Annotated in this window: 10 protein-coding genes and 1 tRNA gene; 7 read left to right on the top strand and 4 right to left on the bottom strand. The window is 52.7% G+C overall.

The window, feature by feature from the left end; translation table 11 throughout:
• The first annotated feature begins 109 nt into the window (after positions 1–109).
• Both ACFQO0_RS15125 and ACFQO0_RS15120 read left to right on the top strand, forming a co-directional pair.
• Positions 110–1,723, top strand: a complete 1,614-nt coding sequence (locus tag ACFQO0_RS15125; protein ID WP_382236226.1) for an NAD+ synthase — start codon at positions 110–112, stop codon at positions 1,721–1,723.
• A gap of 163 nt (positions 1,724–1,886) precedes the next feature.
• The gene (locus ACFQO0_RS15120) at positions 1,887–2,225 is read left to right on the top strand and encodes a P-II family nitrogen regulator (RefSeq protein WP_382236223.1); all 339 of its coding nucleotides are present in this window, start codon (positions 1,887–1,889) and stop codon (positions 2,223–2,225) included.
• 92 nt (positions 2,226–2,317) lie between these two features.
• Here the strand turns inward: ACFQO0_RS15120 and ACFQO0_RS15115 are convergent, their stop codons facing one another.
• Positions 2,318–2,959: a Smr/MutS family protein gene (locus ACFQO0_RS15115; protein WP_382236220.1), complete on the bottom strand. Its 642-nt coding sequence runs from the start codon at positions 2,957–2,959 to the stop codon at positions 2,318–2,320.
• A gap of 134 nt (positions 2,960–3,093) precedes the next feature.
• Positions 3,094–4,047 (bottom strand): thioredoxin-disulfide reductase, encoded by a 954-nt coding sequence (gene trxB / locus ACFQO0_RS15110; protein WP_382236217.1) that lies wholly within the window; start codon positions 4,045–4,047, stop codon positions 3,094–3,096.
• 303 nt (positions 4,048–4,350) lie between these two features.
• On the opposite strand from trxB, the gene ACFQO0_RS15105 reads away from it, so the two are divergent.
• The 3 genes from ACFQO0_RS15105 (at position 4,351) to ACFQO0_RS15095 (ending at position 8,812) form a co-directional block, all read left to right on the top strand.
• Entirely contained in the window at positions 4,351–6,687 is a 2,337-nt protein-coding gene (locus tag ACFQO0_RS15105) for a DNA translocase FtsK (protein ID WP_382236214.1), read from the top strand.
• A gap of 36 nt (positions 6,688–6,723) precedes the next feature.
• The gene (gene lolA, locus ACFQO0_RS15100) at positions 6,724–7,389 is read left to right on the top strand and encodes an outer membrane lipoprotein chaperone LolA (RefSeq protein ID WP_465261975.1); all 666 of its coding nucleotides are present in this window, start codon (positions 6,724–6,726) and stop codon (positions 7,387–7,389) included.
• 130 nt (positions 7,390–7,519) lie between these two features.
• Positions 7,520–8,812, top strand: a complete 1,293-nt coding sequence (locus ACFQO0_RS15095; RefSeq protein WP_382236209.1) for a replication-associated recombination protein A — start codon at positions 7,520–7,522, stop codon at positions 8,810–8,812.
• Between the two features lie 51 nt (positions 8,813–8,863).
• Here ACFQO0_RS15095 and ACFQO0_RS15090 read toward each other — a convergent pair whose 3' ends face one another.
• Entirely contained in the window at positions 8,864–9,079 is a 216-nt protein-coding gene (locus ACFQO0_RS15090) for a hypothetical protein (RefSeq protein WP_382236207.1), read from the bottom strand.
• A gap of 154 nt (positions 9,080–9,233) precedes the next feature.
• On the opposite strand from ACFQO0_RS15090, the gene serS reads away from it, so the two are divergent.
• Entirely contained in the window at positions 9,234–10,529 is a 1,296-nt protein-coding gene (serS, locus tag ACFQO0_RS15085; RefSeq protein WP_382236204.1) for a serine--tRNA ligase, read from the top strand.
• A gap of 18 nt (positions 10,530–10,547) precedes the next feature.
• On the opposite strand, the gene ACFQO0_RS15080 is transcribed toward serS, so the two are convergent.
• Positions 10,548–12,542, bottom strand: coding sequence for a GGDEF domain-containing protein (locus tag ACFQO0_RS15080; protein WP_382236201.1), 1,995 nt, complete (start codon positions 12,540–12,542; stop codon positions 10,548–10,550).
• Positions 12,543–12,817: 275 nt separating this feature from the next.
• Between ACFQO0_RS15080 and ACFQO0_RS15075 the strand changes: the two genes are divergently transcribed.
• Positions 12,818–12,907: transfer RNA gene (locus ACFQO0_RS15075), tRNA-Ser, on the top strand.
• Positions 12,908–12,928 lie beyond the last annotated feature (21 nt).

The raw sequence follows: 12,928 nt of genomic DNA, 5'->3' as shown, positions 1-12,928 counted from the left end.
GGCTTTACTCATGCATTACCAGGTTTCGCGTTCTTTCATTTCCCGGAAATTCGTTTTTGAATTTCTGTGTTGAATTGTTTTTTGAATTTCATTATTTACTATTCAAGCCATGACAGTAAAAGTCGCCATCGCGCAAATCAACAGTACCGTCGGTGATCTGGCCGGTAATCGCAGCAAAATTGCCGAGTTTTCCCGCCGTGCCGCCGAACAAGGCGCAGACATCGTTTTGACGCCGGAATTGTCGCTGGTCGGTTACCCACCCGAGGATTTGTTGCTGCGCGATTCATTCTACGCAAAAACGGCGCAGACGTTGGACGAGCTCGTGATCGATTTGAGTGGTTTGAAGGATGTACATGTCATTGTCGGCCATCCGGTAGAAAAGGATGGGCTGCGCTTCAATGCCGCATCGGTCTTGCTGAATGGGCGTATCAGCGGAACCTACTACAAACACGATTTGCCGAACGCCACGGTGTTTGATGAGAAACGGTATTTTTTATCCGCCGATTTGCCGCTCGTATTCGATGTAAAAGGCACCAAATTCGGCGTCAATATTTGCGAAGATACCTGGTTCTCACACGCACCTGCGTGCGCAGCGGAAGCCGGTGCGCAAGTCTTGCTGGTGCCGAATGGTTCCCCCTTCCACATGAACAAGCAGCATTTGCGTGTCGATGTCATGCATGCCAATGTGACGGTGCACGGGATGAGCCTGGTGTATGCGAATCTGGTGGGTGGTCAGGATGAGTTGATCTTCGACGGCAATTCATTTGTGCTCGATCAACAAGGCACAATGCGCGCACAATTGCAGCACTGCGTTGAAGATTTGCAGATTATCGAGTTCAAAGACGGCCAGCCGATCAACGGCACCATCGTCGAACAAAGCTCGGTCGAAGCGCAAGTTTACAAGGCGCTGGTGCTGGGCGTACGCGACTACATCGGCAAGAATGGTTTTCCGGGTGCATTGATCGGCATGTCGGGCGGCGTCGATTCGGCACTGACGCTGGCTGTTGCGGTAGATGCACTGGGTGCAGACAAGGTGCGCGCCATCATGATGCCGTCGCCTTATACTGCAGAAATTTCCCTGGTCGATTCGCGCGATATGGTCAAGCGGGTGGGCGTGCGCTACGACGAGATCGGCATCAATGATTGTTTTGAAGCATTCAACCGTACGCTTGCCGCTGAATTCAAGGGATTGCCGCAAGATACGACTGAAGAAAATATCCAGGCTCGGATACGCGGCACTATTTTGATGGCGCTATCGAACAAGCATGGCGCGATTGTACTAACGACCGGCAACAAGAGCGAGATGGCGGTCGGCTATTGCACCTTGTATGGTGACATGGCGGGCGGCTTCGCGGTGCTCAAGGATATTGCGAAGACGCTGGTCTATCGCTTGTGCGCTTATCGCAATACGGTTGCCGATGTGATTCCGGATCGCATCCTGACGCGGGCGCCATCTGCCGAATTGCGTCCGGATCAAACCGATCAGGATTCATTGCCGCCTTATGACGTTCTGGACGCCATCATGCAGATGTATATGGAAGAAAATCAAAGCGGTGCGGAGATTATCGCAGCCGGGTATCGCAAGGAAGATGTCGCGCGCATCACGCATCTGATCAAGATCAACGAATACAAGCGCAGACAGTCGCCGGTAGGCATACGCGTCACGCATCGCGCTTTTGGCCGCGATTGGCGTTATCCGATTACATCCAAATTCCGCGAATGATGGCAAAATAAACAAAATGCATGAACGTATGCCGCTCACAGCGTAGACTATATGTGAAACAGCGGTGCTGCAGACGAGGCTAGCCTCGCAGGTACACTGCTTGGAACAAGCTGCATGTAGCGAGCAAGTTTAAAAAAGAATAGTGATCACTCAAGGAGTTTTGATGAAACAAATTACCGCCATTATCAAGCCGTTCAAACTCGATGAAGTACGCGAGGCATTGGCAGACGTCGGCGTCAGCGGTTTAACCGTGACGGAAGTCAAAGGCTTCGGTCGCCAAAAAGGTCATACAGAGTTGTATCGTGGTGCAGAATACGTGGTCGACTTTTTACCCAAAGTCAAAGTCGAAGCGGTCGTCGATGATTCCGTCGTCGAACAAGCGGTAGAGGCGATCATCAAGGCTGCGCGTACGGGGAAAATTGGCGACGGCAAGATTTTCGTGCAGGCTGTGGAACAAGTCGTGCGTATTCGTACCGGTGAAACCGGCGTTGACGCCGTATAAGACTATCTTCGATTAGCGACCCGGGTTTGCTGTGAAGCCGAACCTCGGGTTCTAGGTCTCTTCGTGAGGCTGCATTGACAGCCTGGCGCTTGTCAGCTCGCTCTCAGTAGTACAATCAAGGCACCCGCACCGCCGTCAGCCGCTTTGGCCTGACAAAATGCAAGAACTTCGTCCTTTTGCACCAACCAGTTACGTACCTTGTTTTTCAGCACAGGCTCTTTATTGATGGAGCCCAAGCCCTTGCCGTGAATCACGCGCACGCAACGCAAGCCGCGCTTGATCGTGCCACGCAAAAACTCTCCGAGCGCTTCGCGTGCTTCGTCGGTGCGCAAACCATGCAAATCCAGTTGGCTCTGGATTACCCAATGACCGCGGCGTAATTTGCGCACGACGTCCTGTCCTATGCCATTGCGTGCGTAGCTCAAGGCGTCGTCGGTTTCCAACAGGGTTTCTATCGTGAATTCGTCGGATAGCGATTCCCTCAATGCGGCTTGTTCATCTGCCAGATGCTGGCGCGCGATAGGTAGTGGCTTGGGCGTAGCGAGGTTTAACTTGTTGGATGGACTCAGAGGTGCGACCTCGCCTATGCTGCGGCGGAACAGGTCGGCTTCCAGCAGCGCAGTTTTCTCGTCCTGTATGCGTTTTTCTTCCGCAGCCTTGCGCGCTTCTTCTCGCGACTTTAAATCCTTTTGTAGCGATTTGAGTCCGGCAAAATCTTTGATGGAAGCAGGCATGAGAGGTATTCCTGAATAATCTGGGTAAGCCGCGCAAGAGCCTGCATTCGATTGATGAATGAATGGAGGGTTCTTGCGCGCTTTAAATTTGGCAATTTAACCAAGCACCGTAAGGACTTGCCTAGATATTGCCTTTACTCCTGACCTTCCAGATAGCGTTGCGCATCCAGTGCCGCCATGCAGCCGGTACCGGCGCTGGTAATTGCCTGGCGGTAGACGTGATCCTGTACGTCGCCTGCTGCAAATACGCCGGGAACGCTGGTTGCCGTTGCCATGCCTTCGAGACCGGTTTTGGTCTTGATGTAACCGTTATGCATATCCAGCTGGCCTTCAAAAATGCTGGTGTTAGGCTTGTGACCGATCGCCACAAAGACACCGTGCAAAGTGATATCAGTCATGCTATCGTCGGCAGTCGACTTGATCTTGATGCCGGTTACGCCGCTGTCATCGCCGACAACTTCCTCCAGCGTGTGATTCCATTTCACCTCGATCTTGCCTTCGGCGACTTTTGCCATCAGGCGGTCGATCAGGATCGCTTCCGCGCGGAATTTGTCACGGCGATGGATCACGGTAACTTTTTTAGCGATGTTCGACAGGTACAAAGCCTCTTCGACTGCAGTATTGCCGCCGCCGACCACAGCTACTTCTTGTTCGCGATAGAAGAAGCCATCGCAGGTTGCGCAGGCGGACACGCCTTTACCCATGAACGACTGTTCCGATTCCAAACCCAGATATTGGGCTGATGCACCGGTTGCAATGATCAGGGAATCACAGGTGTATTCGCCCATGTCGCCGATCAGGCGAATCGGTTTTTCATTCAGTTTGGTGGTGTGGATATGGTCGAAAATGACTTCCGTATTGAAGCGCTCTGCATGTTGCAACAAACGCTGCATCAATTCCGGACCTTGCACGCCCAGTGGATCGCCAGGCCAGTTTTCCACGTCGGTGGTGGTCATTAACTGGCCACCTTGTTCAACCCCGGTAATCAAGACCGGTTTGAGATTCGCGCGCGCGGCATAGACTGCAGCGCTGTAGCCGGCGGGGCCGGAGCCAAGAATTAAAACGTGAGCGTGTTTTACGGTAGGCATGGAATGATTAATCGTTAAAGAGTGAATAAATGCGGCTAGAGAGGTAAAAATCAGGCGCCACTTGGCTCATATATGTTGCCACGGCATCAAATTTCAACCTGTCCTTGAATTATTGGGTGTAACAGGGCAAAACTGGTTAAGATTATAGACGAACCAGCCGCAGCAGCAGGGATGGCAGGCAGAAACAGCCTTAGTGCCAATTTTCACCCTGTATGCAAGCCGATCAACTGGATCACCGCTGAGATATGTGCCTTCGCAGGTATACTCAGCATGCTTAACATTGACGCCACCGCGTCCGGATTTATGACAAAGACTAGCCCCGCTTATACCCGCAAGACCGATGCAACAAAGGCCCAGCCTTTGCCTGGCAAATTCGTGCGACTTCTATCAGAAGCCCGCTGGTTTATTCTCGCCGCTGTTACGGTCTACCTGATACTGATTTTCTTGACATACTCGCCGGCTGACCCGAGCTGGTCGCATGCGAGTGTAGTTCCCAAGCTGCATAACCTCGGCGGCCGCGCTGGTGCGTGGCTGGCTGATTTACTGCTGTTTATTTTTGGTTTTTCCGCATGGTGGTTGTGCATCTTTGCGCTGCGCCTGGTCTGGCTCGGCTATCGCCGTCTGTCGCAACGCTTCCTGTTGAAAAAAGAGCCTGAGCCTGAGCATCAACATGAGGGCTTGATTCGCGGTATCGGTTTCTTTCTGCTGATGATCGGTAGCGTCGCGCTGGAATATCTGCGTATGTACAGCCTGAAGGCTTCATTGCCGAATGCGCCGGGTGGCGTATTGGGTAAGCTGATCGGCAGCGCCGCTCAAGACGCTTTCGGTTTCATGGGTGCGACCTTGCTGTTGTTATTGTTGTTCGGCCTCGGCTTCAGTCTGTTTTTCCATGTCTCATGGCTGGGTGTCGCTGAACGCATAGGTGAAACGATCGAGCTGGTATTGCAGTCAATGCGCAATTTGTACGGCGCCCGCGAAGATCGCAAGGTTGGGGTGGTTGCCGCAGTTAAACGCGAAGAAGTGGTCGTTCACGAACGTGCAAAAATTGTTGATGCCGCACCTATGCGTATCGAGCCGCAAATCGTGGTTGTGCCGAAATCGGATCGCGTTGAAAAAGAGCGTCAGGTTTCCTTGTTCAACGATATGCCGGATACCAATCTGCCGCCGCTCTCACTGCTGGACGAAGCGCCGCAATCGCAGGAAACCGTCAGCATAGAAACGCTGGAATTCACCAGTCGCCTGATCGAGAAAAAACTCTCCGACTTCGGCATTACCGTCAAGGTCGTTGCCGCTTACCCCGGCCCGGTGGTCACCCGATATGAAATTGAACCGGCGACCGGCGTTAAAGGCAGCCAGATCGTTGGCCTCGCGCGCGATCTCGCTCGTTCCTTGTCGCTGACCTCAATACGCGTGGTGGAAACGATCCCCGGCAAGAACTACATGGCGCTGGAATTACCAAATCCCAAACGTCAGATCGTGCGTCTGACCGAGATCATCAGCTCCAAGGTTTACAACGACAGTCATTCCAGCCTGACGATCGCATTGGGTAAAGATATCGCCGGCAATCCGGTCGTGGCCGATCTGGCGAAGATGCCGCATTTGCTGGTGGCCGGTACAACCGGTTCGGGTAAATCGGTCGGCATCAATGCAACGATTTTGTCCTTGCTCTACAAATCCGATCCGAATCAGGTGCGCCTGATCCTGATTGATCCGAAGATGCTGGAGCTGTCGATTTACGAAGGCATTCCACATTTGCTGGCACCAGTCGTCACCGATATGCGCCAGGCCGGTCATGCGCTGAACTGGGGTGTCAATGAGATGGAACGGCGCTACAAGTTGATGAGCAAGCTTGGAGTGCGTAACCTGGCTGGCTACAACACCAAGATTGCCGAAGCGGAAAAGAATGAGCAAAAAATTCCGAATCCGTTCAGCCTGACACCGGATGCGCCTGAGCCGCTGGAGAAATTACCTACCATCGTCATCATCATTGACGAACTGGCTGACCTGATGATGGTGGTCGGAAAAAAAGTTGAGGAACTGATTGCACGTATTGCACAAAAAGCACGTGCTGCCGGCATCCACTTGATTCTGGCGACACAGCGCCCATCTGTAGATGTAATCACGGGTTTGATCAAGGCAAACATCCCGACGCGTATTGCATTCCAGGTCAGCAGCAAGATTGATTCACGGACGATTCTGGATCAAATGGGCGCGGAGGCACTGCTCGGCATGGGTGACATGTTGTACATGCCGCCTGGCACCGGCTTGCCGGTGCGCGTGCATGGCGCCTTCGTTTCGGATGAAGAAGTGCATCGAGTGGTGGATCACTTGAAGTCACAAGGTGAACCAAACTACATTGAAGGCATCTTAGAGGGAGGCGTTGCGGAAGATGGTGACCTGACCTTGGGTGCCGAAGGTGGTGTCGGTGGTGGCGAAGCGGATGCGCTTTACGATCAGGCCGTTGCCATCGTGCTCAAGAATCGTCGGGCATCGATTTCGCTGGTGCAGCGCCATTTGCGTATCGGCTATAACCGCGCTGCCCGTCTGCTGGAACAGATGGAGCAAAGCGGTCTGGTCTCAACCATGCAATCCAATGGCAACCGTGAAATTCTGGTGCCTGCGGGGAATGCAGCTGAATAGAAAGACCACATGACAAAGAACTCACAGCAAAATAATTTGAAGCAGAAATCCCTCGCCGCAAAAGTTATCGATTTGCGCGTCGCTTTGTTCGCCACGGTAGTGGTGGCAGGCGCATTGTTTTTGAGTTCTCAGGCCGAGGCTGCGGCGCTGGATCAATTCAAGTCTTTCGTTTCATCGACTCAGTCGGCGAAAGGCGAGTTCACGCAGCAACTGGTCAAGGTCGAAAGCGGCACCAGCAAGGTATCGAATAAATCGTCGGGAACCTTCACCTTTGCGCGTCCAGGCAAGTTCATCTGGACCTACCAGAAACCATATGAGCAATTGTTGCAGGCTGACGGAGAGAAGCTCTACATTTATGATAAAGATCTAAATCAGGTGACGATCAAGAAACTGGGTGATGCGCTCGGCTCGTCACCTGCGGCTATCCTGTTCGGTAGCAACGATCTCGAAAAGAATTTCACCCTGAAAGAGGCTGGCACCAAGAATGGTCTGGAGTGGCTGCAAGCCACGCCGAAAGCCAAGGACACGACCTTCGATCACATTAGCATAGGCTTGCGCAATGGCGTGCCGGAGGCGATGGAATTGCGTGATTCCTTCGGCCAGGTGTCGCTGCTTACCTTTACCAAGTTTGAAAAAAATCCTGCGATGCCGACCAATCAGTTCAAGTTTGCGGTACCAAAAGGTGCGGACGTTTTTCAGTAGAAATTATATAGCCGGCTTGCTGCATAGGTACGCCGGCTTGTTGATGTACAGTGCGACGCCAGTTTGAATTTTCGACTGGCGTCGATTTCATTCCCGCTATCGAAGCATATTTCCAACGTTAAATTTATTCATGAGCTTTATCCCTCTCGCTGAACGGCTACGCCCGCACACCCTAGACGAAGTCATTGGGCAGCAGCACATCCTTGGCGAAGGAAAACCTTTGCGCGTGGCGTTCGAATCGGGCGAGCCGCATTCGATGATTCTGTGGGGGCCGCCGGGCGTTGGCAAGACCACGCTGGCAAGGCTGATGGCTGATAGTTTCAAGGCGGATTTCATTGCCTTGTCTGCAGTGCTGTCCGGCGTGAAAGATATACGCGAAGCGGTAGAGCGCGCGGAATTGTCGCGTGGTGCAATGGGACGTCGCACGATCTTGTTCGTCGACGAAGTACATCGCTTCAACAAGAGTCAGCAGGATGCTTTTCTGCCGCATGTGGAAAGTGGCTTGTTCACCTTCATAGGCGCAACCACCGAGAATCCTTCTTTCGAAGTCAATGGTGCTTTGCTGTCGCGTGCATCCGTCTATGTATTGAAGTCGCTGGATGAAGACGACTTGGGCGCAATGGTGGATCGCGCATCTGCTAACGAACTGGACGGCCTGACGTTCACACCCGATGCCAAGGCGACGCTGATAGGCAGTGCTGATGGTGACGGCCGCAAGTTGTTGAATAACCTTGAGATTGTCGCGCGTGCAGCGCAAGCGAAGAAACTTATTGAAGTCGATGCCGAATTATTGAAAGCCTGCCTGGGCGATGCCCTGCGGCGTTTCGATAAAGGTGGCGATGCATTTTATGACCAGATTTCTGCGCTGCATAAATCGGTACGCGGTTCCAATCCAGATGCGTCCTTGTACTGGTTCGTACGCATGCTGGACGGCGGTGCCGATCCGCGTTATCTGGCGCGTCGCATTGTGCGTATGGCGAGTGAAGATATAGGCTTGGCCGATCCGCGTGCCTTGCGTCTGACGCTGGATGCCGCCGAAACCTATGAACGGCTGGGTTCGCCTGAAGGTGAACTGGCATTGGCGCAAGCAGTTATTTATCTGGCATGTGCGGCTAAATCCAATGCTGCGTACAAGGCTTACAACGCAGCACGCGCGCATGTTGCCAAAGACAAGTCGCGCCTGGTGCCCGAGCATTTACGCAACGCGCCTACCAAGCTGATGAAAGAGCTGGGTTACGGCAAACTCTATCGCTATGCGCATGACGAGCCGGATGCGTATGCGGCGGATGAGACCTATCTGCCGGATGGGATGGCCGAACCGCACTGGTATCAACCAACGCCGCGTGGACTGGAAGGCAAGATCGGTGAAAAGCTGGCTTATTTGCGTGCGCTCGATCAGGCTGCAAAGAAAAGCAAAAAGTAGGCGCTTTACGCCATTGTGATTTTGCTTGCGTTGATGACGCTTGCTTCTTATTTATTCAGGTTTTTTCGGTTTGGAAGAAAACCGGATTTTGATCTGCTTGAGAAATGCATAGGCTGCGCCCAGACTGATGCCAGCTACGATCCCATAAACAATGCCGCCGCCGTGCAGTAAATATTGCCTGCCACTCCACATTGCTAGGCCAACGGCTAGGGTCAAGCCGATGATCATGAAGGCGAAAGGAATAGGGCGTGGTGCTTGATCTTCCATAATGTTCTGTTTGCTGACTTTGAAAATAAAGTAATGGTAACGCAGGCCGAGGCAACGGTGATAGCCGGCGAGGCGATGAATTTCCCTTGACTACGCCGGAATCACTGCCCGCCTTGGTACAATCTCGTTTTGATTCACCTTTTCGCTCCCACCCATGATAGACATTCAACTTCTTCGTAAAGACATCGATACCGTTGCCGCGCGCCTTGCCGGCCGCAAATTTCAGCTCGACGTCCACGCCTTCAATGCGCTGGAAGCAGAGCGCAAGCAGATTCAGTCCGGGACTGAAGACTTGCAGAACAAGCGCAATACGCTGTCCAAGCAAATCGGCGCCTTGAAAGGCAAGGGTGAAGATACGTCAGCCGTGATGGCGGAAGTGGCCGGTATCGGCGACGAATTGAAGGCGTCTGCGGCAGGACTGGATATTTTGCAGGCCGAGATCAGCAAATTCATGCTGGCGATTCCCAACCTGCCACATGAGTCAGTGCCGCTTGGCCAGGACGAAGCGGGCAATGTTGAGCTACGCAAAGTCGGCACGCCGCGCGCCTTCGATTTTGAAGTGCGCGATCACGTCGATATCGGTGCTGGACTGGGCCTGGATTTCGACGTGGCTGCCAAGATTACCGGTTCGCGCTTCTCGGTCATGAAAGGCGGCATCGCCCGCCTGCATCGTGCGCTCGCGCAATTCATGCTGGATACGCATACTGCAGAACACGGCTATACCGAATGCTATACGCCCTACATCGTCAATGCAGCATCGCTGCAGGGTACCGGCCAGTTGCCAAAGTTTGAAGCTGATTTGTTTGCGGTGAAAAAAGGCGGGCAGGAAGGCGAGGGCGAAGCGCTGTATCTGATCCCTACCGCTGAAGTACCTCTGACGAATATCGTGCGCGATGAAATCGTCGCTGCCGATGCCTTGCCTATTCGTATGACGGCGCATTCACCTTGTTTCCGTTCGGAAGCGGGCAGCTATGGTCGTGACACGCGCGGCATGATACGCCAGCATCAATTCGACAAGGTCGAAATGGTGCAAATCGTACACCCGGAGAAATCGTATGAGGCACTGGAGGAAATGTGTGCACATGCTGAGAATATTTTGAAAAAACTGGGCTTGCCATATCGCGTCATTACGCTTTGCACCGGCGATATGGGTTTCGGTTCGACCAAAACCTACGATCTGGAAGTATGGTTGCCAGCACAAAATACCTATCGCGAAATTTCATCGGTATCGAATTGCGAAGCCTTCCAGGCGCGTCGCATGCAGGCGCGTTTCCGCAATGCGCAAGGCAAGCCGGAATTGGTGCATACGCTGAATGGTTCAGGCTTGGCGGTTGGACGCACGCTGGTGGCACTGCTGGAGAATTATCAGCAAGCCGACGGCAGCGTGGTCATCCCTGAGGTATTGCACCCTTATATGGGTGGCCTGACGCGCTTGTCTCCACAAGCATAGTCATCAAAAATCGGTCAGTTAAAGCAGCGGGGCGATCAGATCAAGTTGTAGTGAATCGTCGTCGGCTCTTTCACTGATCCACGGTCCTTGGCGACGGTCTATAAACAGGCTGTTGCCAGGGATTTTTTTTGCCTGCTTTTTTGCATCAGCCATGGCGCTGGCAATCTGATGGTGTGTCTCGTATTGACCGGGCTCTATCCGTACCAGTCCCAAGGAGATGGTGACCAAGGCGTGGAATACCTTTTTCCCGCGTCTGTCTTCGCTGATATAGCCTGCGTTTTTACGGTCTTCCTCATTATAGAAGTCCGGTACAGCAGCGGCGAAGACGTCCAGTATTGTGCGGCAACGTTCTTCCCAGTCTTGATTCTGAAACAGTATGATGAAATCATCGCCGCCGATATGGCCGACAAAGTCGCGCTGCGGATCGCAGTAACCGCTCAAGATTTTTCCGGTCAGGCGCAGGATGTCGTCGCCCTTGCGGTATCCATAGACGTCGTTGTACGGTTTGAAATGATCGAGATCGACATAGCAGGCGCAGAACGACGTACCGTTTTCCAGTAATTTGTCTATGTGTTCATATATAGGCACATTGCCAGGCAAGAGCGTCAAGGGATTGGCGTAGCGCGCGGCGTTGATTTGCATCTGCGTGATTTCGCGCATCAGATCGTGTGCATTGCCCATCCCCAGATATTGGCCTGCATCGGTGATGATGAAGCCATTGAACAAATGATGGCGGTCGGCGTCGACGATGATCTGGCTCAATGCATGTAGCGCCGTATTTTTATCTGTGATCAGTGGATTGGAATCCATGAACAGCGTGCAGGATTTCTTGCCATGCAACTCGCGCAGATAGGGGCGGGCGAAGCGATCAATCAGGTTTGCGCGTGTGATCAAGCCGATCGGCGTGCCATTCGAGACGACAGGCAAGACTTCCAGCGTCGGATCGCTGTTGAACATTTCATAGATATGATTATTTTGCACTTCGGGCGATACCGAAGGGACGCTACGCAGCAGCTTCAATGCAGTCAGCATTTTGTGCCCGCGTCCTGCTTCGTGCGGATAAACAGCGACACCGTTATGACGCAGCAGATTGCGCAGGTCGGTCGATATCGTGGTCGCAGGCAAGGCCGTCGGACGTGCGATTTTATAGCCCTGACCGTAGGCCACGCCGAGGTCACGAATCATCAATAATTCTGCGTCGGTTTCTATGCCTTCCGCAATTACGATGGTGCCGGATTTTTCGGCGATTTCCTGTATTGATTTTACGAATTGCAGTTTGATTGGATCTTGATTGATTCCTTGCACAAAGTGCATATCGATCTTCACGTATTCAGGACGCAGTTCCGACCACAGGCGCAGGCTGGAAAAGCCCTCACCCAGATCGTCAATCGCAATCCGAAAACCCATCGCGCGGTAATGCGTGACTGCTTCGCGCAATAGATCGTAGTCATAGGTCGGCTGGCTTTCAGTCAGCTCAATGATCACGCGTTCGGGATTGATGCCAACTTCATGTATGTAGCCCAGAGTCTCACCATGCCTGACGTCGGGTTGTACCAGGCATTCGGGACTGACATTCAGGAACAGCTTGCCCGGCAACTGCAGCTCCGCGAATTTTTCCAGCGTGATGCGGCGGCACAGATGTTCCACTTCAACACTCAGGTTGCAGTCGCGCGCGACTTTGAATAAATTCAAAGGCGAATGCAAGGGGCTATCGGACGGCCCACGGATCAGACCTTCGTAGCCGATGATCTCGCCGGTTTGCATGCGAATAATCGGTTGAAAAAGCGGCGTCAACTCACGGTGTTGAATGACCTCTTTTAACCTTATTGCAAGATGGTCGTCTGTTCCAGCCCGGTTTTCATGTATCGCGACATCATTGGCGGCGGGTGACAAGTGAGTCTCCTTGGTTTTGAACCTTAACGGTTGCACAAACGGCATCGTACCCATATCGACTAAGTGCTCCGCGAGCGCAATGCTCTCAGGCTGGGATGGCTTGGCAGGGGAAGATGACATCAAAATAACTCTTCGCTTCATGACGGTACGACGATTGAACAGACTGGTCTCGGCTGAATAGTACTGATGATTTATGACAGGATGATGATAGGAAATATTGCATTATCTATAAGTCGATTGCGCGTTCCGTCAGCAGGAAAATCACGAACCTGGATCGCGCAAACGCGATTGGGTATTTGTGTATCCAGATACGCAAGGATGGGGTTTCCCATTGCAAAATACTCTGATATACTCTTTCCCTTCACTGCATTCGAGCGCAGTGATAGACCCAATTAGGAGAGGTGGCAGAGTGGTCGAATGTACCTGACTCGAAATCAGGCGTACGTGCGAACGTACCGAGGGTTCGAATCCCTCTCTCTCCTCCAGAATTCAGTTTCAAGAAGTTC

The organism is Herminiimonas aquatilis, assembly GCF_042665175.1.
GTDB classification, from domain to species: domain Bacteria; phylum Pseudomonadota; class Gammaproteobacteria; order Burkholderiales; family Burkholderiaceae_D; genus Oxalicibacterium; species Oxalicibacterium aquatilis.
The sequence above is the reverse complement of the archived record's forward strand: the minus strand, read 5'-3'. Positions and strand labels throughout refer to the sequence as shown.